Source organism: Aliiroseovarius sp. M344, assembly GCF_025140835.1.
GTDB lineage: Bacteria > Pseudomonadota > Alphaproteobacteria > Rhodobacterales > Rhodobacteraceae > Aliiroseovarius.
On record NZ_CP081153.1, the window covers coordinates 136448 to 160687 of the forward strand.

At 58.1% G+C, this 24240-nt stretch carries 19 protein-coding genes and 1 tRNA gene; 13 read left to right on the forward strand and 7 right to left on the reverse strand.

Annotation, left to right across the window (positions count from 1 at the left end):
- Positions 1-101: 101 nt before the first annotated feature.
- The 5 genes from bhcA (at position 102) to K3556_RS00705 (ending at position 6877) form a co-directional block, all read left to right on the forward strand.
- Complete coding sequence (bhcA, locus tag K3556_RS00685) at positions 102-1271, forward strand: L-aspartate--glyoxylate aminotransferase BhcA (protein ID WP_260517821.1); 1170 nt, start codon at positions 102-104, stop codon at positions 1269-1271.
- A gap of 20 nt (positions 1272-1291) precedes the next feature.
- Entirely contained in the window at positions 1292-2245 is a 954-nt protein-coding gene (gene bhcB, locus K3556_RS00690) for a beta-hydroxyaspartate dehydratase BhcB (RefSeq protein ID WP_260517822.1), read from the forward strand.
- A 15-nt stretch (positions 2246-2260) separates the two neighbouring features.
- Complete coding sequence (gene bhcC / locus K3556_RS00695) at positions 2261-3424, forward strand: 3-hydroxy-D-aspartate aldolase BhcC (RefSeq protein WP_260517823.1); 1164 nt, start codon at positions 2261-2263, stop codon at positions 3422-3424.
- Between the two features lie 63 nt (positions 3425-3487).
- Positions 3488-4453 carry an iminosuccinate reductase BhcD gene (gene bhcD, locus K3556_RS00700; protein ID WP_260517824.1) on the forward strand — a complete coding sequence of 322 codons (966 nt, stop codon included), beginning with the start codon at positions 3488-3490 and terminating at the stop codon, positions 4451-4453.
- A 147-nt stretch (positions 4454-4600) separates the two neighbouring features.
- Entirely contained in the window at positions 4601-6877 is a 2277-nt protein-coding gene (locus K3556_RS00705; protein ID WP_260517825.1) for an NADP-dependent malic enzyme, read from the forward strand.
- Between the two features lie 293 nt (positions 6878-7170).
- On the opposite strand, the gene K3556_RS00710 is transcribed toward K3556_RS00705, so the two are convergent.
- From K3556_RS00710 to puuE, 3 genes are read right to left on the reverse strand one after another with little or no spacing between them, the layout of a single operon-like run.
- On the reverse strand, positions 7171-8601 hold the full coding sequence (locus K3556_RS00710) for a uracil-xanthine permease family protein (RefSeq protein ID WP_260517826.1): 1431 nt from the start codon (positions 8599-8601) through the stop codon (positions 7171-7173).
- Between the two features lie 48 nt (positions 8602-8649).
- A complete protein-coding gene (locus K3556_RS00715) occupies positions 8650-9150 on the reverse strand; it encodes an ureidoglycolate lyase (protein WP_260517827.1) in 501 nt (166 codons plus the stop codon).
- A complete protein-coding gene (gene puuE, locus K3556_RS00720; RefSeq protein WP_260517828.1) occupies positions 9147-10562 on the reverse strand; it encodes an allantoinase PuuE in 1416 nt (471 codons plus the stop codon). The genes K3556_RS00715 and puuE overlap by 4 nt, the downstream gene beginning before the upstream one ends.
- Positions 10563-10707: 145 nt before the next feature.
- Here puuE and uraH point away from each other — a divergent pair, with 145 nt between their 5' ends.
- Entirely contained in the window at positions 10708-11061 is a 354-nt protein-coding gene (gene uraH, locus K3556_RS00725; RefSeq protein WP_260517829.1) for a hydroxyisourate hydrolase, read from the forward strand.
- Between the two features lie 10 nt (positions 11062-11071).
- Here uraH and K3556_RS00730 read toward each other — a convergent pair whose 3' ends face one another.
- Positions 11072-11977 carry a LysR family transcriptional regulator gene (locus tag K3556_RS00730; RefSeq protein WP_260517830.1) on the reverse strand — a complete coding sequence of 302 codons (906 nt, stop codon included), beginning with the start codon at positions 11975-11977 and terminating at the stop codon, positions 11072-11074.
- Between the two features lie 102 nt (positions 11978-12079).
- Between K3556_RS00730 and K3556_RS00735 the strand changes: the two genes are divergently transcribed.
- Both K3556_RS00735 and K3556_RS00740 read left to right on the forward strand, forming a co-directional pair.
- Complete coding sequence (locus tag K3556_RS00735) at positions 12080-13339, forward strand: urate hydroxylase PuuD (RefSeq protein WP_260517831.1); 1260 nt, start codon at positions 12080-12082, stop codon at positions 13337-13339.
- Between the two features lie 90 nt (positions 13340-13429).
- Positions 13430-14101 (forward strand): SDR family NAD(P)-dependent oxidoreductase, encoded by a 672-nt coding sequence (locus tag K3556_RS00740; RefSeq protein WP_260517832.1) that lies wholly within the window; start codon positions 13430-13432, stop codon positions 14099-14101.
- 25 nt (positions 14102-14126) lie between these two features.
- On the opposite strand, the gene K3556_RS00745 is transcribed toward K3556_RS00740, so the two are convergent.
- Positions 14127-15062 (reverse strand): LysR family transcriptional regulator, encoded by a 936-nt coding sequence (locus tag K3556_RS00745; RefSeq protein WP_260517833.1) that lies wholly within the window; start codon positions 15060-15062, stop codon positions 14127-14129.
- Positions 15063-15229: 167 nt separating this feature from the next.
- Between K3556_RS00745 and xdhA the strand changes: the two genes are divergently transcribed.
- The 5 genes from xdhA to guaD all read left to right on the forward strand — a co-directional run bounded on the left by xdhA (position 15230) and on the right by guaD (position 22913).
- Positions 15230-16693 carry a xanthine dehydrogenase small subunit gene (gene xdhA / locus K3556_RS00750; protein ID WP_260517834.1) on the forward strand — a complete coding sequence of 488 codons (1464 nt, stop codon included), beginning with the start codon at positions 15230-15232 and terminating at the stop codon, positions 16691-16693.
- 12 nt (positions 16694-16705) lie between these two features.
- Positions 16706-19024 carry a xanthine dehydrogenase molybdopterin binding subunit gene (xdhB, locus tag K3556_RS00755; RefSeq protein ID WP_260517835.1) on the forward strand — a complete coding sequence of 773 codons (2319 nt, stop codon included), beginning with the start codon at positions 16706-16708 and terminating at the stop codon, positions 19022-19024.
- A 3-nt stretch (positions 19025-19027) separates the two neighbouring features.
- Positions 19028-19924 (forward strand): xanthine dehydrogenase accessory protein XdhC, encoded by an 897-nt coding sequence (gene xdhC, locus K3556_RS00760; RefSeq protein WP_260517836.1) that lies wholly within the window; start codon positions 19028-19030, stop codon positions 19922-19924.
- 30 nt (positions 19925-19954) lie between these two features.
- Positions 19955-21538: a xanthine/uracil/vitamin C permease gene (locus K3556_RS00765; protein ID WP_260517837.1), complete on the forward strand. Its 1584-nt coding sequence runs from the start codon at positions 19955-19957 to the stop codon at positions 21536-21538.
- A 73-nt stretch (positions 21539-21611) separates the two neighbouring features.
- Positions 21612-22913, forward strand: a complete 1302-nt coding sequence (gene guaD, locus K3556_RS00770; protein WP_260517838.1) for a guanine deaminase — start codon at positions 21612-21614, stop codon at positions 22911-22913.
- 107 nt (positions 22914-23020) lie between these two features.
- Here guaD and K3556_RS00775 read toward each other — a convergent pair.
- Positions 23021-23097: transfer RNA gene (locus K3556_RS00775), tRNA-Arg, on the reverse strand.
- 44 nt (positions 23098-23141) lie between these two features.
- A complete protein-coding gene (locus K3556_RS00780) occupies positions 23142-24182 on the reverse strand; it encodes a LacI family DNA-binding transcriptional regulator (RefSeq protein WP_260517839.1) in 1041 nt (346 codons plus the stop codon).
- Positions 24183-24240: the final 58 nt, after the last annotated feature.

Consider the following 24240-nt stretch of genomic DNA (forward strand, 5'->3'; position numbering starts at 1 on the left):
ACCTTCAAAAGCCCATTTTTGAAATACTTTTTCAAAAAAATATACAACCGGTATGCCACCCCGCTAATGTGATCCAGAACCGCTAATAGGAGGGTACGCCAATGAGCTTCCAGAACCCTGTATTCATACCAGGACCGACAAACATGCCCGAGCATCTGCGCAAGGCTGTGGATATGCCGACGCTGGATCACCGCTCGCCGTTGTTTGGGCAAATTTTGCATCCGGCGCTTGCTGGGGTGAAGAAGATACTGAAAAGCGAAACAGCGAATGTTTTTATCTTCCCCTCGACCGGAACCGGGGGGTGGGAAACTGCTCTGACCAACACGCTTAGTGCTGGTGACAAGGTTTTGGCAGCCCGCAACGGCATGTTCAGCCACCGTTGGATCGACATGTGCCAACGTCATGGACTGGACGTTCAGATTGTTGAAACCCGCTGGGGTGCTGGTCTGCCTGCCGCCAAATACGCCGACATCCTGAAGGCCGACACGGGTCACGAGATCAAGGTGGTTCTGGCCACGCATAACGAAACGGCCACCGGCGTTCGGTCGGACATTGCCGCCGTGCGCAAGGCGCTTGATGCGGCCAACCACCCGGCGATGTTGTTCGTGGATGGTGTCAGCTCGATCGCGTCGATGGACTTCCGCATGGACGAATGGGGCGTGGATATTGCCGTAACTGGATCACAAAAGGGCTTCATGCTACCCGCTGGTTTGGCAATCGTCGGCTTTTCGCCCAAGGCCATGGCCGCACTGGAAACCGCGACCCTGCCGCGCACCTTCTTTGACGTGCGGGACATGGGCAACGGCTATGCCAACAATGCCTATCCTTATACACCCGCCGTCGGTCTGTTGAACGGGTTGAACGAAGCGTGCAAGATGATCCTTGATGAAGGGCTTGAGAACGTCTTTGTCCGTCACCATCGGATCGCGGAAGGCGTGCGTCAGGCGGTCAACGCATGGGGCCTTGAGCTTTGCGCAGTTTCCAAAGACGTGCAATCGGACACGGTCAGCGCGATCAGAACGCCTGAAGGTTTCAACGCAACTGATATCGTCACACATGCGGCCAACAGATACGGCGTCGCCTTCGGTGTAGGTCTGGGCGAGGTCGCCGGCAAGGTGTTCCGCATCGGCCACCTAGGCAGCCTGACCGATGTTATGACCCTGTCGGGTCTGGCAACCGCTGAGATGTGCATGGTCGATCTGGGCCTCGATATCAAACTGGGGTCGGGTGTGGCTGCGGCGCAAGAATACTATCGCAACAACGCTGTTTAATCGGAAAGGATACCACGACGATGTATATCCCTACGCTTGCTGACATGCTTGTCGCGCATGAGCGCATCAAGCCGCATATCCAGCGCACTCCGGTTCGCACGTCGGATTATCTGGACGAACTGACCGGCGCCAAATTGTTCTTCAAATGCGAGAACTTCCAGACGCCGGGCGCGTTCAAAGTGCGCGGTGCCTCGAACGCGGTGTTCGGGCTGGATGACGAACAGGCTAAGAAGGGTGTAGCAACGCATTCCAGCGGCAACCATGCGTCCTGCCTCAGCTATGCAGCCATGTTGCGCGGAATCCCGTGCAACGTGGTCATGCCGCACACAGCGCCGCAGGCCAAAAAAGATACCGTGCGCCGGTATGGTGGCAAGATCACTGAATGCGAGCCCTCCACCACGTCGCGCGAAGAGACCTTTGCCAAGGTGCAGGCCGAAACCGGTGGTGACTTCGTACATCCCTATAACGATCCGCGCGTGATTGCGGGGCAGGGGACCTGCGCGAAAGAGATGATTGAGCAAGTGGACGGTCTGGATTTTGTGGCCGCGCCAATCGGCGGCGGTGGCATGATCTCCGGCACCTGCCTGACCCTGTCAAACCTAGCGCCTGAAACCAAGATCATCGCAGCCGAGCCGGAGCAAGCCGACGATGCCTATCGCAGCTTCAAGGCAGGGCACATCATCGCTGATGACGCGCCGAAAACCATCGCTGATGGTTTGCTGGTGCCCTTGAAGGATCTAACATGGCATTTCGTGTCGAACCACGTGTCCGACATCTATACTGCCTCAGACCCTGAGATCATCGAGGCGATGAAACTTACCTGGAAACACTTGCGGGTGGTGATGGAGCCCTCCTCCGCCGTGCCTCTGGCGACAATCCTGAAAAACCCCGACACGTTCAAAGGCAAACGTGTTGGCATCATCATCACTGGCGGCAATGTCGATCTGGACAAACTGCCGTGGCTGAAAACCTGATTGGGAGACTGAAAAATGAATGCACCGACTGATTTTTCGAAGTTCGATGTGGGCTTTGACATACCCGCCAAGCCCGGCATGGACGAAGCCGAAATCCAAACGCCCTGCCTCGTGTTGGATCTGGGTGCGCTGGAGCGTAACGTCAAGAAAATGGGCGACTATGCGAAGGCGCACGGGATGCGTCACCGCGCCCATGGGAAGATGCACAAGTCCGTGGATGTTTTGAAGTTGCAGCAAGACCTTGGCGCGGCCTGTGGCGTATGCTGCCAGAAAGTGTCCGAGGCCGAGGTGTTCGCCCGTGGTGGTATCAAGGACGTTATGGTGTCGAACCAAGTCACGGAACCGGCCAAGATCAAGCGTTTGGCCGAGATGCCAAAACTGGGTGCACGGGTTCTGGTCTGTGTCGATGACCCCGAGAATGTCAAAGCGTTGTCCGATGCTGCCGTTGCGGCGGGAACAGAGCTGGAAGCGCTGGTCGAGATAGACTGCGGCGCTGGGCGTTGCGGCGTGAGCACAACGCAGGACGTCGTGAACATCGCAAAACTGATCGATGCGGCCCCGAACCTAAAATTTGCCGGCATTCAAGCCTATCAGGGCGCGATGCAGCACATGGACCTGTACACCGACCGCAAAGAAAAGCTGGACGCGGCCGTTGCGCAGGTTGCCGACGCTGTACAGGGTTTGAAAAGCAACGGTCTGGAGTGTGACATTGTTGGCGGTGGCGGGACGGGCTCGTATTACTTCGAGAGCGCATCGAACGTGTATAACGAGCTGCAATGCGGATCCTACGCGTTCATGGACGCCGATTATGGCCGCATCCTCGACAAAGACGGCAAGCGCATTGATGACGGCGAGTGGGAGAACGCGTTGTTCATCCTGACCACGGTGATGAGCCATTCAAAAGCCGACAAAGCCATCGTCGATGCAGGTCTGAAAGCCCAATCCGTCGATAGCGGTTTGCCTTTTGTCTATGGCCGCGACGATGTCGAATACCTGAAATGTTCGGACGAACATGGCGTGGTGGCCGATCCGAATGGCGCGCTGAAGGTGAACGACAAGCTGCGCCTTGTGCCGGGTCACTGCGACCCGACCTGTAACGTGCATGATTGGTATGTGGGCGTGCGGAATGGCAAGGTTGAAACCGTTTGGCCGGTGTCAGCACGCGGCAAAGCCTATTAATTCTCATCCTGAACTGGTGGGGCTGTCATACGGCCCCACCTTTCTTGAATAGGATCTACCAACATGTTTATCGTCCCCGAAAAAGAAATCGCCGCCCTTGTGACCCGCAAAGATAACTTCGACGCGGTGGAACAGGTGTTCGCCTCTATGTCAGGCGGGTCAGCCTATAATTTCCCGGTGATCCGCGAGGCGATCGGTCATGCTGATGCGCTTTACGGGTTCAAATCTGGGTTTGACCGGGCCGCCCTGAACCTTGGCCTGAAATCCGGCGGGTATTGGCCCGGCAATGCTGACAAGGGTCTGACCAATCACCAGTCGACGGTCTTCCTGTTTGACGCAGACACAGGCAAATGCCGCGCCGTGGTTGGGGGCAATCTTTTGACGGCCTTGCGGACCGCCGCGGCGGCTGCCGTATCTGTCGCGCATTTGGCGCGCAAGGACAGCAAGGTTTTGGGCATGATCGGGGCAGGGCATCAAGCCACATTCCAACTGCAAGCCGTGGCCGAGCAGCGAAAATTTGAGAAGGTCGTCGCGTGGAATCGTACGCCGGAAAAACTTGCCTCGCTCGAGAAAGTGGCGGGCGAACTGGGCCTGCCGTTTGAAAGCGTCAGCCTTGATGACCTGGGTGCGCAGGCGGACGTGATCGTGACGATCGTATCAAGCCAAGCGGCGATCCTGAAGGATGCGCAGGTCAAGCCCGGCACGCACATCGCCTGCATGGGCACTGACACCAAAGGCAAGCAAGAGGTCGAAGCCGCGCTTGTGGCCCGCGCCACCGTGTTCACAGACGAAATCGCCCAGTCGATCAGCATCGGCGAGGCGCAGCACGCCATTTCTGCCGGGACGTTGAAGCAGGCGGATATCGCAGAAATTGGTGCAGTCATCAATGGCGACCATCCCGGGCGCACGTCCGATGATCAGGTGACGTTGTTCGATGGCACAGGTGTTGGGCTTCAGGATCTGGCCGTCGCCTCTAAGGTTGTGGATCTTGCTGTCGAAAAGGGCATCGCGATCGAGGTCGACTTCTAAAGCGACCTCGGCCCACAAGTCGCAAAGACCCGGTCAGCGTTGCCAGAACAGGCGACTTGGCAATTGTCATGACAAAGCGCGCGAATACGCCCTAGCATGCAAAGGATAGCGTGCCTGTTGGCGCGTCTCTTGGAGGAGTTACAGAACATGGCATTGGACAACAAAAGCGCTGATAAACGTCAGGAAGCACTGGATTATCACGAGTTTCCGAAACCCGGAAAACTGGAAATCCGCGCCACGAAACCGATGGCCACAGGGCGCGATCTGTCGAATGCCTATAGTCCCGGAGTGGCCGAGGCATGCCTTGAGATCGAAAAGAACCCCGGAGATGCCGCACGCTATACGTCGAAGGGCAACCTTGTCGCCGTGATCTCAAACGGCACGGCGGTTCTGGGCTTGGGCAATATTGGTGCACAAGCCTCAAAACCGGTGATGGAAGGCAAGGCGGTTCTGTTTAAGAAATTCGCGGGCATTGATTGCTTTGACATTGAGGTGAACGAAACCGATCCCGAAAAACTGGCCGAAATCGTTGCCAAGTTGGAACCCACGTTCGGGGCTGTGAACCTTGAAGATATCAAGGCGCCTGACTGCTTTCTGGTCGAGGAACTGTGCAAGCAAAAGATGAACATTCCGGTGTTCCACGACGATCAACACGGCACGGCGATTGTTGCCTCGGCGGCCGCGTTTAACGCGCTGATCGTGGCCGAAAAGAAAGTCGAAGATGTAAAGGTCGTCGCGCTTGGCGCAGGGGCTGCGGGCATTGCGTGTCTGAAAATGCTGATGGTGATGGGTGTTAAGAAAGAGCACATCACGATGCTGGATAGCAAAGGTGTGGTTCACACACTCCGCAATGATCTGAACCCGCAAAAGCAGGAATTCGCCCGCGACACCGATATGCGCACGACCGATGACGCGATGGTTGGGGCGGACCTGTTTCTTGGCGTGTCTGGACCCGGTCTGCTGACCAAAGAAATGGTCGCTAAGATGGCGGATGATCCGATCATCTTCGCGCTGGCAAACCCGACGCCGGAAATTATGCCCGAAGACGCGCGCGAGGTTGCTCCTCGGGCGCTGATCGCTACCGGCCGGTCTGATTACCCCAATCAGGTCAACAACGTGCTGTGTTTCCCGTTCATCTTCCGGGGCGCGCTGGACAGCGGCGCGACCGAGATCAATGACGAGATGAAACTGGCTTGTGTCGAGGCCATCGCCCGATTGGCACGCGAGACAACCTCGGCCGAAGTGGGTGTCGCCTACCGGGGCGAGCGTCTGACCTTTGGGCCGGACTACCTGATCCCGAAACCGTTTGATCCGCGTTTGTTGCCGACGATTGCGACAGCGGTGGCGCGGGCGGCCATCGATTCTGGTGTTGCGACGCGTGAACTTGATTTGGACGAGTACAAAACCACACTTCAAGGCGAGGTTTTCCGGTCCTATTCGATCATGCGGCGGGTGTTCGATGCCGCCCGTGCAGCCAAACGACGGATCGTCTTTGCCGAAGGCGAGGATGAACGCATATTGCGCGCGGCTCAGTCCATGGTCGAAGAAGGGGTTGATACCCCGATCCTGATCGGTCGACCCGAAGTGGTTGAGGCACGGCTTGAACGCGAAGGGCTAAAGATACGTCCGGGGAAGGATTTCGAGCTTGTGAACCCGGAAAACGATCCGCGCTATCGCGACTATTGGGAAACCTATCACAGCGTCTTGGCGCGCAAAGGCGTCACGCCCGATCTGGCGCGTGCCATCCTGCGTACCAACACCACGGCAATCGCCGGTGTTATGGTGCGGCGTGGTGAAGCTGACAGCATGATTTGTGGCACATTTGGCGAGTTTCGCTGGCATCTGAACTATGCCACCAGCCTGCTGGCAGAAGGCGAGCTTCACCCGATCGGTGCGCTGTCTTTGATGATCTTGGATCAGGGGCCGCTGTTCGTAGCGGATACTCATGTGAACATCACGCCAGATGCGCAGCAATTGTCTGAAATCGTCGTTGCGGCTGCACGCCATGTGCGCCGCTTCGGGATCGAACCACGCGTCGCGCTGTGTTCGGGATCCCAGTTCGGCAACCTGGACAGCGCCTCGGGCCGGGCCATGCGCGGTGCGTTGGACATTCTGGATACCCTGCCACTGAATTTCGAGTACGAGGGCGAGATGCACACCGATGCGGCCCTTGATCCCGATCTGCGCGAACGGCTGTTCCCCGGCGGAAGGTTGACCGGCAAGGCGAATGTGCTGGTCTATGCCAATTCGGATGCGGCCGGTGCCACGCGCAACATCCTGAAATCCGTCGCGGGTGGACTTGAGGTTGGACCGATACTGATGGGAATGGGCAATCGGGTGCACATCGTTACCCCTTCAATCACCGTGCGCGGATTGCTGAACACCGCGGCATTGGCCGGATCGGCGGTGTCCAGCTATGGCTGATCAGCCGGTTTTCAAGCCGCACTAAAAGAAAAGGGCGCGCCGAGATGGGCGCGCCTTTTTTGCTTGCCCCGTCAAGCGTCGGATCACTTGCGCCGTTTGCGTGGCGGGATCAGGTCGGTGATCGTGCGGCATCTGCCCACATGGTTTGTGTTCAATTCGTGAGAGGAGGGCGAAACGGAAGCATACGTCCCCATCAGGGGCAGCAGTTTGCAGCGGTTTCAGTCCGTGATTGCGGTCATCTTTGGTGGCCCGGACGCCCCCCTAAGGGGACGACCGAAAATCATTTCTTAACCCTAGTCGTCGCGTGACAGTGACCCGCGACCATGTCCGGCCATACCGCCCGAGACTTCCTCGGTCGATTCCCCGGCCAGTTCTTCTGGCAGGATCAAGTTCAAGACGATGGCGATCAACGCGGCAGGCAACAGGCCCGACGTCAGAAGAATGCGCGCGGTGTCGGGCATGTGCTGAAGCGCACCCGGCTCCAGTTGCAGACCCAGACCGATCGACAGGGCAATCGCGAAGATCACCATGTTGCGACGGTTCCAGTCCACGTCTGACAGCATCGAGATACCGGCGGCCACAACCATACCGAACATAACGATCACGCCGCCGCCCAGCACCTCGATGGGCACTGTGCGGATGACACCGCCGACTTTCGGGACAAGACCACAAATGATCAGGAAGATTGCGCCGCAAGTCACAACGTGGCGGCTCATCACGCCGGTCATGGCGATCAGGCCGACGTTCTGGCTGAACGAGGTGTTCGGGAACGCGCCAAACATACCAGCAACAGCAGTGCCAATACCATCGGCATAGGTCGCACCCTGAATTTCCTCGTCTGTCGCTTCGCGGCCTGCACCACCTTTGGTGATCCCGGACACGTCGCCAACAGTCTCAATCGCCGAAATGAATGCCATCAGGCAGAAGCCGATGATGGCCGCTGCCGACAGTTCGAACCCATACTTGAAGGGCATCGGCAGGGCGAAGGCGCTGGCGCGGCTCCACGAGGTGGCGATGGCCTCAATCGACAACATGCCAACCATGATCGAATAGATGTAACCAACAACCAGACCAATCAGCACGGCCGAGATCGACAACATGCCTTTGGTGAAAAATTTCAAACCCAGTGTCACGAAGATCACCACCAGTGCAGCCGACCAGTTCAGTAGCGAGCCATATTCAGGGGTGCCAATCGCTGGAACGCCACCGGCAGCGTACTGAATGCCAACCTTCACCAGCGCCAGACCGATCATGGTCACGACCAGCCCGGTCACAAGCGGCGGCAAGGCGAAGCGTATCTTGCCGATGAATGTGCCAAGGAAGGCGTGGAACAGGCCACCAATGATCACACCGGTAAACAGCGCGGCCAGCGCGTCAACGCCTTTGCCCGCCACAAGCGGGATCATGATGGGCAGGAACGCGAAGGACGTCCCTTGCACGATAGGCAGTGCCGCGCCAACTGGGCCAAGCGTGATGGTTTGCAGCAAGGTTGCAACCCCGGCAAACAGCATCGACATCTGGATCAGATACAAGAGCTCAGGAAAGTCCGGGCTGTTCGATCCGAAGCCGAAACCGGCGGCACCTGCGACGATGATCGCGGGCGTGACGTTCGAGACGAACATCGCCAGGACATGCTGGATACCCAGCGGGATGCCTTTGGCAAGCCCCGGAAAATAGTTTGGATCCCGCAGTTGTTCTGCGGTTCCTATTGAGTTGTCAGCCATGTGGTTTCCTCCCATTTAGACTGTTCGCGCTAGGCCCCTGTTTCTTTGTCAGGGTGCCTTAGTTACTGTTTCGACAACAAAAGGGTCGTCGAACCAATGTTCTTGCAGGTTGGGTCCGTCGCCTATGCGGTCAATGACGATGAACCGTCCTGGTTTTTCGACGGGGGCGAGCACACCGTGCCAAACGCCCCGTAAAAGATTGACGGATTGGCCGGGCTGCGACACGAAGGCCTTCAGGTTCACCGGCGATCCATCCTGATCCTCGGCGACGATAACCAGCATCGGCACGCCGGACACGGGAATGAACGCCTGACTTCCGTCGGGGTGACGTTCGACCATGTCGACCACATGCGGAAACTGCCGCGCCTTGGCGTCAAACAGACTTATCCCGGCGCGCCCGTCGGTAAAATCTAGACGCGCCAGATCGTGATGACGCCCGCACATGCCTTGATTGATCAGCTTGTCCGGCACGCCTGAGACCTCGATCACATCACCGAACGGGGCAAAAGCGGCAGCAGTCAGGGGCTGCGAGGACAACACACGGCTCATGGCAGCAGGTCCTTCAAACGGAACTGGGCGATCCGCTCGACTTGTCGGCAGGCCTCGGCAAATTCGGTGTCGCGGTCATTGTCGATACGCTGTTGGAAATTCGCAACGATCGAAGCCTTGTCATGATCGCGCACCGCAATGATGAAGGGAAACCCGTGCTTGCCCACATAGGTGGTGTTGAGCTTGGTAAAGGTCTTGCGCTCTTCATCCGTGAGGTAATCCAACCCGGCACCAGCCTGCTCGGATGTGCTTTCCGCCGTCAGCTCGCCCGCGGCAGCCAGCTTCCCCGCCAGATCGGGGTGCGCTGTTAGAACACCAAGGCGCTCTTCTTCGGACGCGGTGCGGAAGATACGGGATAGGGCGTTGTGGACGCCCGCCGCACTGTCATGGGCGGGGCCAAGCTCCAGATCAAAGGCGCGTTCGGCGATCCAGGGGGAATGCTCAAAAATCGAGCCGTAAAGCGACACAAACCGCGCCTTGTCCATCTGGCTCGGGCGCTCGAAGCGCTTGGGCGGATGGGTTATCGCCCAGTGGTCAGCAATGTCGATCCGGCGTGGACACCAGACGCTGTCATGGGCCTGAATGTGGTCGATAAATCGCTTCAATCCGGCGATTTTGCCCGGGCGACCCACAAGCCGACAGTGCAGTCCGATGGTCATCATCGCAGGACGTCCGGCTTCACCTTCGGCATAGAGCGTATCGAATGCGTCAGTCAGATAGCGGCCAAAATCGTCACCTGTCACCCAACCCGGAGCGGTGGCGAACCGCATGTCGTTGGCTTCCAGCGTATAGGGAATGATCAGTTGATCACGGTCGCCGACCTTTAGCCAATAGGGCAGGTCATCGTCATAGGTGTCAGACACATAAGCAAAGCCACCTTCTTCGGCAGCCAGTCGCACAGTGTTTTCCGAACAGCGCCCGGTATACCAGCCGCGCGGACGTTCGCCCACAACCTCGGTGTGCAAACGGACAGCTTCGGCAATGGCGGCACGCTCAGCGTCTTCGGGCATGTCTTTATGTTCGATCCATTTCAAGCCGTGGCTGGCAATCTCCCAGCCCGCGTCTTTCATGGCCTGTACCTGCTCTGGGCTGCGCGACAGGGCACGCGCAACGCCATAAATGGTCAGCGGAATATCCGCGCCTGTGAACAGGCGGTGCAAACGCCAGAAGCCGGCGCGCGCGCCGTATTCATACATGCTTTCCATGTTCCAGTGACGTTTGCCGGGCCATGGGGCAGCGCCGGGAATGTCGGACAAAAAAGCCTCGGATGCGTCGTCGCCGTGAAGTACGCAATTCTCTGCGCCTTCTTCGTAGTTCAGCACAAACTGCACCGCGACTTTGGCATCGCCCGGCCACTGCGGATGGGGCGGGGTTGGGCCGTGGCCGCGCATATCACGAGTGTAGCGTGTCAACTCGGGGTCTCCTCATTTTCTTTCTTATACCTCAGAACAATTCTGGCGACTTTCTCATTATTTTTGAAAGAGCTTTTTGTCACTTCTCTATGTATTGATTACAAAGCGCAGGACATTAATGGGATATCGCACAAGGAGACGCCGCATGACCGGATATTTGACGACACATGTTCTGGACACCGCCCGGGGTTGCCCGGCGGAAGGGCTTGAGATCGACCTGTATCGCATCGATGGCGACAAGCGCGTTCATTTGCGCAGCCTCAAGACCAATGATGATGGGCGGACCGATGAGCAAATTCTGCCAGCCAGCGAATTTGCCCTTGGGACGTATGAACTGGTGTTCCATGCGGGCGCGTATCTGGATGCCACCGGAACCGCGCCAGAAGAACCGCGGTTCCTTGATGTGGTTCCGCTGCGCTTTGGGATGTCGCAAGAGGCGCATTACCACGTGCCGCTTCTGCTGTCGCCCTTTGGCTATTCGACTTATCGCGGCAGCTAGGCGGGCGTGACTAGTCGGGCATTGCCGCTTGAATGTGATCTACCATGAAGTCGATGAACAGGCGGGCCTTCGGGTCCTGTCTGCGCCGGTGCATATAAAGGCACGCCAACTGAATGGGCAGCGGCGGTTCATCGACCAGCACCGGCACCAGTCGCCCTTTGGCCAGATGATCCGAAATCTCAAACACCGCCTTCAGCACAATCCCCTGACCATCCAGCGCCCAACGGGTCAGTATCTCACCATGGTCGGATTCGAACGGGCCCGAAACGGTGACGCGCTTGACGCCATCCGGGGTTTGAAGTGGCCATTGGAACTCGGGCGCGCCCGGATAGCGCAGGTTCAGACAATCATGTTTATCGGTGCGCAACTCGTCGCTGGATGTCGGCATCCCGTGGGTTTTGATATAGTCCGGCGAGGCACACAACACCCGCGGGCAATCCGTGATTTTGCGAATGCGCAGATTGCTGTCTTCGGGCACACCCAAGAAGAAAGCGGCATCCAATCCTTCGGCTGCCAGATCAAGCTTTCGGTCAGAAGACCGTAAGCGGATGTTGATAAGTGGATAGGCTTCTTTGAATTTAGGCACGGCAGGCGCGATGAACCGTTGGGCGATGCCAATAGGTGCCGCCACGTGCAGCGTGCCGCGCGGCGATTGCGTGATATCGCTGATATCAGCCTCGGCCGCCTCGACGGCCTCAAGAATTTTGCAGGCGCCTTTGTAAAACGTGTTGCCCTGTTCGGTTGGGTTAAGAAGCCGCGTCGTTCGTTGAAACAGCCGTATTCCCAGATGCCCTTCAAGTTGCGATATGCGCGACGAAGCCACGGCCGCTGAGATGCGTAGATCGCGCGCGGCAGCTGACATGCTGCCCAATTCATAGACCCGCACAAAGGTTCTGATATTGTCCAGATAGGCCATAATTTTATTCTTCGATTTTTTTTGAAGCAGCTAGATACTTTTTCCTAATATACGATAATCAGGCAGTGAGCTACCTTTTGTAAAAGCTCGGAGGAACACCCTATGCAAGATCTTGCAATCATGTGGGACTGGCTGGCCTTTGCGGTCCGTTGGTTGCACGTCATCACAGCGATGGCCTGGATTGGCTCGTCCTTTTACTTTGTCGCGCTTGACCTTGGGTTGCGCAAAGCGCCGGACCTGCCCGTGGGTGCCCACGGCGAAGAATGGCAAGTGCATGGGGGCGGGTTTTACCACATCCGCAAGTTTCTTGTGGCCCCGGAAAACATGCCCGAGCATCTGATCTGGTTCAAATGGGAAAGCTATACAACATGGTTGTCTGGTGCGGCGCTGTTGATGATCGTCTATTGGGTCGGGGGCGAGCTTTACCTGATCGATGCCGCAAAGGCCGATCTGGCGCTGTGGCAAGGGATCGTGATCTCGGCAGTCTCGCTGTCGATCGGCTGGCTGGTCTATGACTTCTTGTGCAAATCGCAACTGGCCGAAAATCCGACCGTGCTGATGGTGCTGTTGTTCGTGCTGCTGGTGGCAATGGGTTATGGCTATAACCAGATCTTCACCGGCCGCGCGACGATGCTTCACCTTGGGGCTTTCACTGCGACGATTATGACCGCGAACGTGTTCTTCATCATCATGCCCAATCAGCGCATCGTGGTGAAAGATTTGCAGGAAGGCCGCACGCCGGATGCGAAATACGGCAAGATCGCCAAGCTGCGCTCGACCCATAACAACTATCTGACGTTGCCGGTGATCTTCCTGATGCTGTCCAACCACTATCCGCTGGCATTTGCCTCTGAGTACAACTGGATCATTGCTGCATTGGTGTTTCTGATGGGTGTGTCGATCCGCCATTATTTCAACTCGAACCATGCAGGCACAAGCGACCCGAAATGGACATGGCTGGTAACAGCGGTGCTGTTCATCCTGATCATGTGGCTGTCCACAGCGCCTTTGGAAAATGACACACTGGAAGAGGCCGAAGCCCGTCCGTTGACTGCCACTGAGCAAGTCTTTGCAAACGCCGAAGGGTTTGAGGAGGTGCAGGACATCATTCTGGGCCGCTGCTCCATGTGTCATGCGCGCGAGGTGTATTATGACGGCATCCGCCGCGCGCCAAAGGGCATCCATCTGGAAACCACAGGCGATATTACTCGCGCCGCACGTCAGATTTACATTCAGGCAGGTGTGACGGTTGCAATGCCGCCTGCGAATGTTTCGTTCATGGAAGACGAAGAGCGTAAGAAGGTTGTCGCGTGGTACCGCAATGCCGCCAAGGATTTGCCGTTCCATATCGCGTCGAACTGAGACCGTTCCGCCCAAATATCACCTTAGAGCAAGCCTCTGCACGGGCAGGGGCCTTTTGCGTGTCCGGAACCCGGGCCGTATGGTCAGGATATGAAAGAATCAACGAAACGCGCGCTTGTCATTGGATCCTCCGGCGGGGTCGGTCAGGCCTTGAACGTCGCCCTGCAGGGGCGGGGCTTTGACGTCATCGGCCTGTCGCGGGCAGGTGATAGATTGGATATCACCAACGAGGACAGCGTGTCCGCTGCGCTGGGCCAACTTGACGGTTCCTTTGACTTGATCATCGTTGCCACCGGTATTCTGGCCGCGCAGTCCGGCCCCGAGAAATCGATAGGCGCCGTAACCGCCGAGGAACTTGCTGCGGTGTTCGCAGTGAACGCCATAGGACCGGCGCTGATCCTGAAACATGCCAAACACCTGTTGGCGCGTGACAGGCCTGCGGTGTTCGCCGCCTTGTCTGCCCGCGTCGGCTCTATCGGCGACAATCGATTGGGTGGGTGGTATTCCTATCGGGCCTCGAAAGCGGCGCTAAACCAGTTGATCAAAACCGCCTCGATCGAGATGCGTCGGACACACAAACATCTGATATGCGTTGCGCTGCACCCGGGCACTGTGGCTACCCCGTTCACCAAGGACTATCCCCAGCACAAATCGGTGCCACCCGACGCGGCCGCTGAAAACCTGTTGGGCGTCATCGAAAAACTCACCCCGGAAGACAATGGCCGCTTCTTTGATTGGGCCGGTAAACCTGTGCCGTGGTGACGGACGCGATAAACGGCGCGAAGGCTTAGGATTGGGCCTGTTTTGGGAAAATTGGCGCCACGCCCAACAGGGGCTTGCTGTTTTCAATGACGAAATTGACGAACAGGCGGACCTTGGGGTCTTGCAGCTTCTTGTGCGGATAAAGGCAGCCAAAAATTGTTGGGGCGGGCGGGGTTTCGGGAAGCACCTCGACAAGCGTGCCATCGCGAAGGTGCCCCGCCACTTCAAAACGCGGTTTGTTAACGATGCCGCGCCCGTCCAACGCCCAAGCCGTCAGGACATCACCGTCATCGGCGTCATATTTGCCAGCGACCTCCAGTTTCCGCGCCCCTTTGGCGGTTTGCAGCACCCAGAAATATTCGGGCGAGCGCGGATATCTGAGAAGCAGGCAATTCGCGGTGTCTTTCATCAGGTCGTCAGGTGTCTGAGGTGTGCCGTTCTGCGCCAGGTACTCGGGCGAGGCGCACAACACCCGCTCGCAGTCACTGATCTTGCGCAGTTTCAGGTTCGAATCGCTGGGTGTTCCGATAAAAAAGGACACGTCTAATCCGTCGGCCAGAATATCCACTTTGCGGTCAGACAGCCGCATTTGCAGTCGCGTGTCAGGATATTTCTCGACGAACTTTGGCACCAAGGGCGCGATAACTCGGCGTCCGGCCCCCAGCGGCGCGGTCACGCGGATCGTCCCGCGCGGCGCGTGAGAGAAGTTGGCGACCTTCGACTCCGCGATATCAACCGTCTCAAGCACTGCCTTCGCCTCGTCATAGAACAGCTTGCCAACTTCGGTTGGTGACAATGAGCGTGTGGTCCGGTTGAACAGGCGCACACCCAGGTGTTTCTCCAGCTCTTTGATGCGCTTACTGGCAACCGCCGGGGTCAGGCGCAGGTCGCGACCACCTGATGTGATGCTGCCAAGATCAACCACGCGAACAAATACGCGAAGGCTTTCGATATAGGACATGCGCTTCCCACTTGGCTTTGGCGTTAGGGCAGAGCATGACATGGCACAAGTTAATTTTCAACAATCTGTTGAAAGTCTTTACCGACTACGCCTCTATTTGAAAGCAATTGGCCGCTCTATGCTGACTATCGAAAGGTCCCTCTAGACCCAGGTTTTCAGGAGCGCACATGACATATCGCAACAACATCCATTTTCTTCTCAATGGGAAGCCTGTCACCGTTGCGGATGCCGGTGCGGACCAGACGTTGTTGGACTTTCTGCGCCTGACCAAGCGCCTGACAGGCACCAAGGAAGGGTGCGCCGAAGGGGATTGCGGGGCCTGCACCGTGTTGGTGGGGCGGTTGACCGATACCGGTTTGACCTATGAGCCTGTGAATGCCTGCATCCGCTTTCTAGTCTCGTTGGACGGCTGTCATGTCGTCACGGTCGAGCATCTATCCGGCCCCGAAGGCCGCCTGCACCCGGTGCAACAGGCCATGGTCGACCACCACGGAAGCCAATGCGGTTTCTGCACGCCGGGCTTCGTGATGTCGCTTTACGCGCTGTGGATGGCGACGCCAGAGCCGACCGAGGTGCAGGTCGAAACCGCGCTGCAAGGCAACCTGTGCCGCTGCACGGGGTATGAGCCGATCATTCGCGCCGCCGTTGCGGTCAGCCGCTATGGCACGCCGACGGCAGACCACCTGAATACCGAACGCGATCAGGTGATCAGCCAGCTTCGCGCTCTGCGGGATGGCCAGCGCGTTGTTACCGGACCGGCCGACAACCAAGCCATTCTGCCCGCAGATGTCGACGATCTGGCCGAGGTTCTGCTGGCCCACCCAAAAGCGACAATCGTCGCAGGGGCGACCGATGTCGGCCTGTGGGTCACGAAGTTTCTGCGCCCGATCAGCCCTGCCATCTTTATCGGCCATCTGGACGGTTTGAAATCCGTGCGTCAGGACACCGACGGTTTGGTGATCGGCGCCGCCGCCACCTATACCGACTGTCAGAATGCTATCGCCGAGATATTCCCGCATCTGACCCCCTATTGGGACCGGATCGCCGGTTGGCAGGTGCGCAATATGGGCACGGTCGGCGGCAATATTGCAAACGGCTCGCCCATTGGCGACACGCCGCCCGTGCTGATTGCGTTGGGGGCCGAAGTCACGCTGCGCCATGGTGCCACGCGTCGCACCATGCCCTTGCAAGACTTCTTCATTGATTACGGCAAACAAGACCGTAAGCCCGGCGAGTTTGTCGAAAGCATCCGCGTTCCTCGCCCTGCGCCGGGGCAGCGCGACGCGGCCTATAAAATCTCAAAACGCCGCGACGAGGATATTTCCTCAGTTGCCGTTGGGATCAGCGTCACCTTGACCGAGGGTGTGATCAGCAGCTGTTGCATTGCCTTTGGCGGCATGGCGGCCACCCCCAAGCGCGCCGCCGCTGCCGAGGCCGCGCTGCTGGGTCAAAGCTGGTCCGAGCAGGTTTTTGACAAAGCCGCGCAGGCCCTGCCGCAAGACTTTGCGCCGCTGTCCGATTGGCGCGCGTCGGCAGATTACCGAATGCTGTCGGCCCAAAACCTCTTGCGCCGGTTTTTTCTGGACGATGACGACGCGACCACAACCCCTGTTCGACTGACAACCGCATAAGGAAGCTTTGATATGAAAGATAGTGCCTCCATTCGCGGCGCGGCCCACACCGACCGCATTCATGACAGTGCCACCAAACATGTCACCGGGTCAGCGGATTACACCGATGACATCGCCGAGCCCGTGGGGACGCTTCATGCCTATCTGGGCGTGTCGGATGTGGCCCATGCCAAATTAGGGCGCGTTGATCTGTCCGCTGTTCTGGCTGCCCCCGGTGTGGTCGGTGTGCTGACCGCAGACGATATTCCCGGCCATAACGACGTCAGCCCCACTGGCCTGAACGACGAGCCGGTGTTTCCGACCGACACGATCCAGTTTTACGGCCAACCGCTGTTTGCGGTCATTGCCGAAACACGTGATGATGCACGCCGTGCCGCCGAGCTTGCGCAGGTCGATTACGAGGTCCTGCCGCACGCGTTAGACCCTATTGCCGCGCAGGAAGCGGGTTATCCACATGTTACCGCGCCATTGAAGCTGGAGCGTGGCGAGGTTGACCCAGCCATTGCGACAGCGACCAACCGTATTCAAGCCCGGATGACTGTCGGCGGACAAGATCACATGTATCTGGAAGGCCATATTGCCTTTGCCATTCCCGGCGAGGATGATGACGTGATCGTCCACTGTTCCACCCAACATCCAAGTGAGGCGCAGCATATGGTCGCCCATGTGTTGGGTGTGCCGTCCAATGCGGTCACGGTGAATGTGCGCCGCATGGGGGGTGGGTTTGGTGGCAAAGAAAGCCAGATGAACCTGTTCTGTGCCGTCGCCGCCATCGCCGCCAAGAAATGGAACCGTGCGGTGAAAATCCGCCCCGACCGCGATCAGGACATGACCGCGACCGGCAAGCGCCATGACTTCGTGATCGACTATGACGTGGCCTTTGATGATGCAGGCCGGATCGAAGCTGTGGACGGCGTCTTTGCGGCGCGCTGCGGGTTTTCTTCGGACCTGTCTGGGCCTGTGACGGACCGTGCGCTGTTCCACGCCGACAATGCCTATTTCTATCCGAATGTGCGGCTGGTCAGCCATCCGATGAAGACCAACACAGTCTCGAACACAGCGTTTCGAGGCTTCGGCGGGCCACAAGGCGTGATCGTGGCCGAACGCATCATGGAAGAGATCGCCTATGCCACCGGCCAAGACCCGCTGGATGTACGCAAGGCGAATTTCTATGGCGGCGCGGGTCGTGATCTGACGCCCTATCACCAAGAGGTCGAGGACAACATTCTGGATCGGCTGGTGAGCGAGCTAGAGGAAACCGCAGGCTATCGCGCGCGTCGCAAAGCCATCATCGACTTCAACGCAACCTCGCGCGTTCTGAAAAAGGGCATCGCACTGACGCCGGTCAAGTTCGGCATCTCGTTCACCGCAACCTGGTACAATCAGGCGGGCGCGCTGGTCCATGTCTATAACGACGGTTCTATCCATCTGAACCATGGCGGCACCGAGATGGGTCAGGGTCTGAACACCAAAGTGGCGCAAGTCGTCGCCGAGGCGTTTCAGGTGGATTTCGAGCGGATCAAGATCACCAAGACCACGACCGAAAAGGTGCCGAACACGTCCGCGACTGCCGCGTCCTCAGGCACCGACCTGAATGGTATGGCGGCCCTGAATGCGGTCGAGCAGATTAAGGCGCGGTTGGTCGAATTTGCCGCCGGAAAGTGGGAGGTGTCACCTGACGCTGTTTCGTTTGAGCCAAATCAGGTGCGTATCGGTGACGTTGTGCTCTCCTTCGACGCTTTCGTTAAAGAAGCCTATATGGCGCGGGTGCAACTCTCGGCTGCGGGCTTCTATAAGACGCCGAAAATCCATTGGGATCGCGCCGCCGGAAAGGGTCGCCCATTCTTTTACTATGCCTATGGCGCGGCCTGTTCCGAGGTGACGATCGACACATTGACTGGCGAATACCGGGTCGAGCGGACGGATATCCTGCATGATGTGGGCCGCTCGCTGAATCCAGTTCTGGACAAGGGTCAAGTCGAAGGCGCGTTCATTCAGGGCATGGGCTGGCTGACCACCGAAGAATTGTGGTGGGACGACGCGGGTTGCTTGCGTACCCACGCGCCGTCGACTTACAAGATTCCGCTGGCCTCGGACCGCCCGCGTGTGTTCAACGTCAAGCTTGCCGACTGGTCCGAAAACCGCGAGCTGACCATCAAACGGTCAAAAGCCGTGGGTGAGCCGCCCTTCATGCTGGGCATCTCGGTGTTCGAAGCGCTGTCGATGGCGGTTGCCTCGGTCGGGGATTATCGCACCTGCCCGCGTCTTGACGCGCCCGCCACACCCGAGCGCGTTCTCATGGCCGTCGAACACCTGAAAGCGGCTGGTTAAGCGATGAGCCTGGCCGCGCATCAATTTGACGGTTTCCTGTCTCAGAACAGGCGGGTGATCCGTGTCACCCTGACCCGTGTGCGTGGATCATCACCGCGCAACGAAGGCACCGAAATGTTTGTCACGCGTGATTGTCTGTGGGGCACCATTGGTGGCGGTCAGCTGGAATACATCGCCATCGACCGCGCGCGTGAAATGCTGCGCGACGGCGTTCTGAACCTTGATCTGGACGTGCCCCTTGGACCAGAGATCGGCCAATGCTGCGGCGGTCGGGTCGAGCTGTCATTGGCGCGGATGCGCAGGGCCGACAAGCGCGACGCTGTCGCGCGGGCGCAGGACCAGGCCGACCAATTGCCCCATATCTATGTCATGGGCGCGGGTCATGTGGGCCGTGCTTTGGCCGATCTGTTCCAGCACATGCCGGTGCGCTGCATCCTGATCGACACCCGCGAAGACGAGCTGAGCCAATGCCGTGCCGACGTGGAAACGCGGCTGAGCGCGATCCCGGAGGTGGATATCATCAACGCTCCGGCGGGCAGCGCCTTTGTCGTGCTGACCCATGATCACGCGCTGGATTTCCTGCTGACCCTCGCTGCTCTTGAAAAGGGTGACGCGACATATGTCGGCATGATTGGGTCTGCCACCAAGCGGGCCAAATTTCGCAATTGGGTCCGCCTGCATGGCGACGACCACAGCACCGAACAATTGATTTGCCCCATTGGGGCAAGCGGCAGCCGTGACAAACGGCCCAGCGTCATCGCGGCCTTGGTGGCAGCGGAAGTGATTGCTGATTTGACCTCTGAAACTGCCGCACACACCCAGCAATGGGACAAGGGAGCGCCCATCCTGGGCAATCAATCAGACCGAAAGAGCAACCGCGCCAGACTGGCCCGGGACTAACTTCTGGTCACATTGGAGGAGGAGACCGTCATGGACGGTGGAACTTACAACTACAAGCTTTTTGCGCGCAGTGACTTCAGCGCGTTCTGGGCACTGTTTACTGATAACCTGATCAATTTGATCGTGCTGGCAGGTGTCTGTCAGTTCGTCTTCAACATGCCGGCCGCGATTGTCTTTGGTCGCATCCTGCCGGGCGCGGCCGTTGCCATCATGGCCGGTGTTGCCGTCTATACATGGCTGGCCAAGCGCGCCGCGCAAAAGCACGGGCGCGACGTGACCGCCCTGCCATACGGCATCTCGACACCCGTGATGTTTGTCTATCTGTTCGGCGTGATTGGCCCGATTTACTGGTCCACCAATGATGCGATGCTTGCATGGCAAGTGGGTATTGGTGCGGGCTTTATGGGCGGGATCGTTGCGGGCCTTGGGGCGATCGTCGGCCCGTGGCTGAAACGCGTCACGCCGCGCGCAGGTATGCTGGGCACCCTGTGCGGCATCGCGCTGGTGTTCATCGGCACCGTGCCACTGGCCACAGTGTTCGAGGACCCGTTCATCGGATTTGCCTCGATGATCATCATCCTGTGGGGTCTGGTCGGACGTTTCCGCCTTCCCTTCAACATTCCTGCCGGTCTTCTGGCCCTGATCGTCGGCACCGTGGTCGCGCTGGGCATGGGCAAGGCGACGATCAGCTTCGAAGGCGTCGGGTTCTATCCGCCTTTGCCCTATATCGGAGACCTGATTGCAGGAATTCAACACCTGATCGCCAACCCAGAGCTGTTCCTGGTTTTGGTTCCGGTACAGATCTATAACTTCATCGAAACCATGAACAATGTCGAAAGCGCCGAAGCAGCGGGCGACCATTATCCGGTGGCCACCTGTCAGGTGACGGACGGTGTCGGCACGATGATCGGCGCGGTCTTTGGTTCGCCTTTCCCCACCACCGCCTATATCGGCCATCCGGCATATAAACGAATGGGCGCGCATACTGGTTATATCATTGCCGTTGGGTTGGTTATTCCCTTCGCCGCATTCTTCGGATTGCTGGCTTTCCTGAACAACCTGATCCCCGTGGCCGCCGCCGCGCCGGTTCTGGTGTTCGTGGCGCTGAGCCTGATTACCAACACGGCACATTCGGTGAAGACCGAGCATATGGCCGCTGTGACCATCGCGATGATGCCGCATGTGTCATCCTTCCTTGTGACCAAATGGGGTTCGCTGATGGGGGCACTTGGTGCAACGGGGGTTGAAGGACTTCCGCGACTGGGGGACGAAGCCCTGACCGCTGCGTTGCTGCAACAAGGGGCGCATTTCGAAGGCCACCTTGCGCTTAGCCAAGGTGCCATCCTGACCGGCCTGATCTGGGGTGCCATTGTGGCCAGCGTGATCGACGGACGGTTCCGCAACGCGGGTGGGTTTGCCCTTGCGGCTTGTGGCATGTCGTTGGTCGGCATCGTTCATTCGGCCAGCCTGCATTGGCCCAGCCTCAGCGGGGTCAGCATGGGTTATCTAATCGCGGCGGCCTTCCTGTTCATCTATCCGCACTTCCACAAAGAAGGCGAATTGGTGAACGAGAATCTGCCGACGGAAGAACCACAAATCACACCGGGCGAATAATTCCTCCCTTTGCCCGAACTCAGCACAGGGCGCGCCCGCCGCGTCCTGTGCCTTTTCTTGAACGGAATATGCAATGACATCGCCGCAAACCCTTCTGCGTGGCCGCACGCTCAACTTCACCGCCGAACCGAACGGCCCTGACGACACCCAGGCCTATGAGTATTGCGAGGATGGCGCGATCCTGATTCAGGACGGGTTGATTGTCGCTTCGGGCGACTATGTCTCGGTCAGCGCGCAGGCGACCGATGCTGTGGTCATCGACCACCGTCCCCATCTGTTGATGGCCGGTTTCATCGACACGCATATCCATTTTCCGCAGGTGCAGGTCATCGCGTCCTGGGGCGCTCAGCTGCTGGACTGGCTGAACACCTATACTTTCCCCGCCGAGACCCAATATGCCGACCCGGCGCACAGCGCCACGATGGCAGGTAAGTTTTTTGACCAGATCACGGCGCATGGCACCACAACGGCGGTCGCATATTGCTCCGTTCACAAAACCTCGGCCGATGCATTTTTTACCGAGGCCGCGCGTCGCAACATGCGGATGATCGGTGGCAAGGTAATGATGGACCGCAACGCCCCCGACGGTCTGCGCGACACGCCGCAATCCAGCTATGACGATACCAAGGCCTTAATAGAGACTTGGCACGGCAAGGGTCGCGCTACTTACGCGATCACACCACGCTTCGCGATCACGTCAACACCCGCGCAAATGGAGATGGCTCAAGCCTTGGTGCAACAGCATTCCGATTGCTATGTGCAAACGCATCTGTCTGAAAATCACGACGAGATCGCCTATACCGCCGAGCTCTACCCCAATGCCCGCGACTATTTGGATGTCTATCAATCCTACGGTCTGCTTGGCCCGAAGATGCTGCTGGGTCATTCCATCCACCTGAAACCCCGCGAAATCGACGCGCTGGTCGAGACCGGGGCGCATCCCGTTTTTTGCCCAACCTCAAACCTGTTTCTGGGTAGCGGACTGTTTGATGATGCGGGTCTTCGCGGGCGTGGTGTCACCAACGCAATCGCGACCGATGTTGGGGCGGGCACCAGCTATTCGATGCTGCAAACGCTGAACGAAGGTTACAAGGTGCTGCAATTGCAGGGCCAATCCTTACACCCGCTGCGTGCCTTCCACTGGATCACGCGGGGCAATGCGCTGGCGCTTGGATTAGAGAACAAAATCGGCACGCTAGCCCCCGGAAGCGAAGCCGACATCGTGGTCCTGAACGCTGCCGCCACCCACGCTATGGCCCTGCGCTTGGAGCGCGCCACAACTCTGTCAGAAGAACTTTTTATTCTGATGATGATGGGCGACGACCGGGCAGTAGATTGTGTCTATTTAGGCGGAAAAGCGTCCGAAAATACGTAAGCTCAGTAACGCAGATGTCCGAGCTTAGCGCATCCCGTTTTGGCTTTGCCCCTTGGCTACAATAAGTTGTTGAAATCACGATTGGCACAAAACGAAAGCAAATCGAATGGTGACCCCGGCAGGATTCGAACCTGCAACCTGCCCCTTAGGAGGGGGCTGCTCTATCCAGTTGAGCCACGAGGTCGCCTGGTTGGAATAAAGTCAGTGAATTGGCTTGTCCAGCAGGCTTTAGCGCCGTCTTAAGGTGTCGCCGGGTTGGATTTTGGGGGTCAGTTCGATGCGCTCGCCACCGCCGGTGTCACCAGCTTCTGTGCTGCGATCAGCGACGATGCGCGCGGCCGCACGGCCGATTTCCAAACGGCAGGCATCCATCGTGGCAAGTTGTCGGGGCAATCCGTCCAGAAGCTCGACACCATTAAAACCTGCCAATCCGACCTGTCCGGGCACGCTGATCCCTTGATCAAGGCAATAAAGAAGGCCACCAGCTCCGATCATGTCGTTGGAATAATACAGAAAATCGATCTCGGGCGTGCGTTTCAGCATGGCTTCGGTCATCTCGCGCCCTTTTGCCAGCGCTGATCCGCCTTCGTAAAACTCGCGATCTGCGATTTCGATCCCTTCTTTCGCCAAAGCTTCTGTAAAGCCTTCAAAGCGTTTGCGGGCACGATGATCCAGCGGCATTTTGGTGCCGAGGAAACCGATATTCTTATAGCCCGCTTTCATGATCGCTTGGGCCATTTTTCGGCCCGCGCGCCGGTGCGAGATACCTACGCAAGCGTCGATGGCCTGGCCGTCTGTATCCATAATCTCGACCACTGGAATTCCCGCGGCCTTGAGCATCGCTTTTGCGGCGTCCGAATGCTCTAACCCGGCAATAATCACACCGGAGGGACGCCACGACAGCATCTCATAGAGCACTTTCTGTTCGCGTTCGGGATTGTAATTGGTCACGCCCACAACCGGCTGCAAGGGCGTTTCGTCTAGCACCTCGTTGATTCCGGTCAACACCTCTGGAAACACCATGTTGCTGAGCGATGGAATAATGACCGCCACAAGATTTACGCGTTGCGACGCCAGCGCACCGGCGATCTTGTTGGGCACATAGCCAAGTTCCTTTGCGGCCTCCAAGACCCGTTCACGGGTGGCCTGGCTTACATCACCCCTGTTTCGCAACACGCGGCTGACCGTCATTTCACTGACGCCAGATGCTTCTGAGACGTCTCGGAGGGTGAGGGGGCGGCGATTTCGGGCAGGGGGTGTTTCGGTCACGAATGAATCCTTGAACAAAAATTTCTGCCCTCATGTTAGCGATAAAGCCAATCTTGGC

Coding starts and splice junctions, on each gene's coding strand:
- bhcA (WP_260517821.1), top strand. CDS start 102: ATGAGCTTCCAGAACCCTGTATTCATACCAGGACCGACAAACATGCCC.
- xdhC (WP_260517836.1), top strand. CDS start 19,028: ATGAGCCTGGCCGCGCATCAATTTGACGGTTTCCTGTCTCAGAACAGG.
- K3556_RS00740 (WP_260517832.1), top strand. CDS start 13,430: ATGAAAGAATCAACGAAACGCGCGCTTGTCATTGGATCCTCCGGCGGG.
- K3556_RS00705 (WP_260517825.1), top strand. CDS start 4,601: ATGGCATTGGACAACAAAAGCGCTGATAAACGTCAGGAAGCACTGGAT.
- K3556_RS00735 (WP_260517831.1), top strand. CDS start 12,080: ATGCAAGATCTTGCAATCATGTGGGACTGGCTGGCCTTTGCGGTCCGT.
- K3556_RS00730 (WP_260517830.1), bottom strand. CDS start 11,977: ATGGCCTATCTGGACAATATCAGAACCTTTGTGCGGGTCTATGAATTG.
- bhcD (WP_260517824.1), top strand. CDS start 3,488: ATGTTTATCGTCCCCGAAAAAGAAATCGCCGCCCTTGTGACCCGCAAA.
- uraH (WP_260517829.1), top strand. CDS start 10,708: ATGACCGGATATTTGACGACACATGTTCTGGACACCGCCCGGGGTTGC.
- K3556_RS00710 (WP_260517826.1), bottom strand. CDS start 8,601: ATGGCTGACAACTCAATAGGAACCGCAGAACAACTGCGGGATCCAAAC.
- xdhB (WP_260517835.1), top strand. CDS start 16,706: ATGAAAGATAGTGCCTCCATTCGCGGCGCGGCCCACACCGACCGCATT.
- bhcC (WP_260517823.1), top strand. CDS start 2,261: ATGAATGCACCGACTGATTTTTCGAAGTTCGATGTGGGCTTTGACATA.
- guaD (WP_260517838.1), top strand. CDS start 21,612: ATGACATCGCCGCAAACCCTTCTGCGTGGCCGCACGCTCAACTTCACC.
- K3556_RS00715 (WP_260517827.1), bottom strand. CDS start 9,150: ATGAGCCGTGTGTTGTCCTCGCAGCCCCTGACTGCTGCCGCTTTTGCC.
- bhcB (WP_260517822.1), top strand. CDS start 1,292: ATGTATATCCCTACGCTTGCTGACATGCTTGTCGCGCATGAGCGCATC.
- K3556_RS00745 (WP_260517833.1), bottom strand. CDS start 15,062: ATGTCCTATATCGAAAGCCTTCGCGTATTTGTTCGCGTGGTTGATCTT.
- xdhA (WP_260517834.1), top strand. CDS start 15,230: ATGACATATCGCAACAACATCCATTTTCTTCTCAATGGGAAGCCTGTC.
- K3556_RS00765 (WP_260517837.1), top strand. CDS start 19,955: ATGGACGGTGGAACTTACAACTACAAGCTTTTTGCGCGCAGTGACTTC.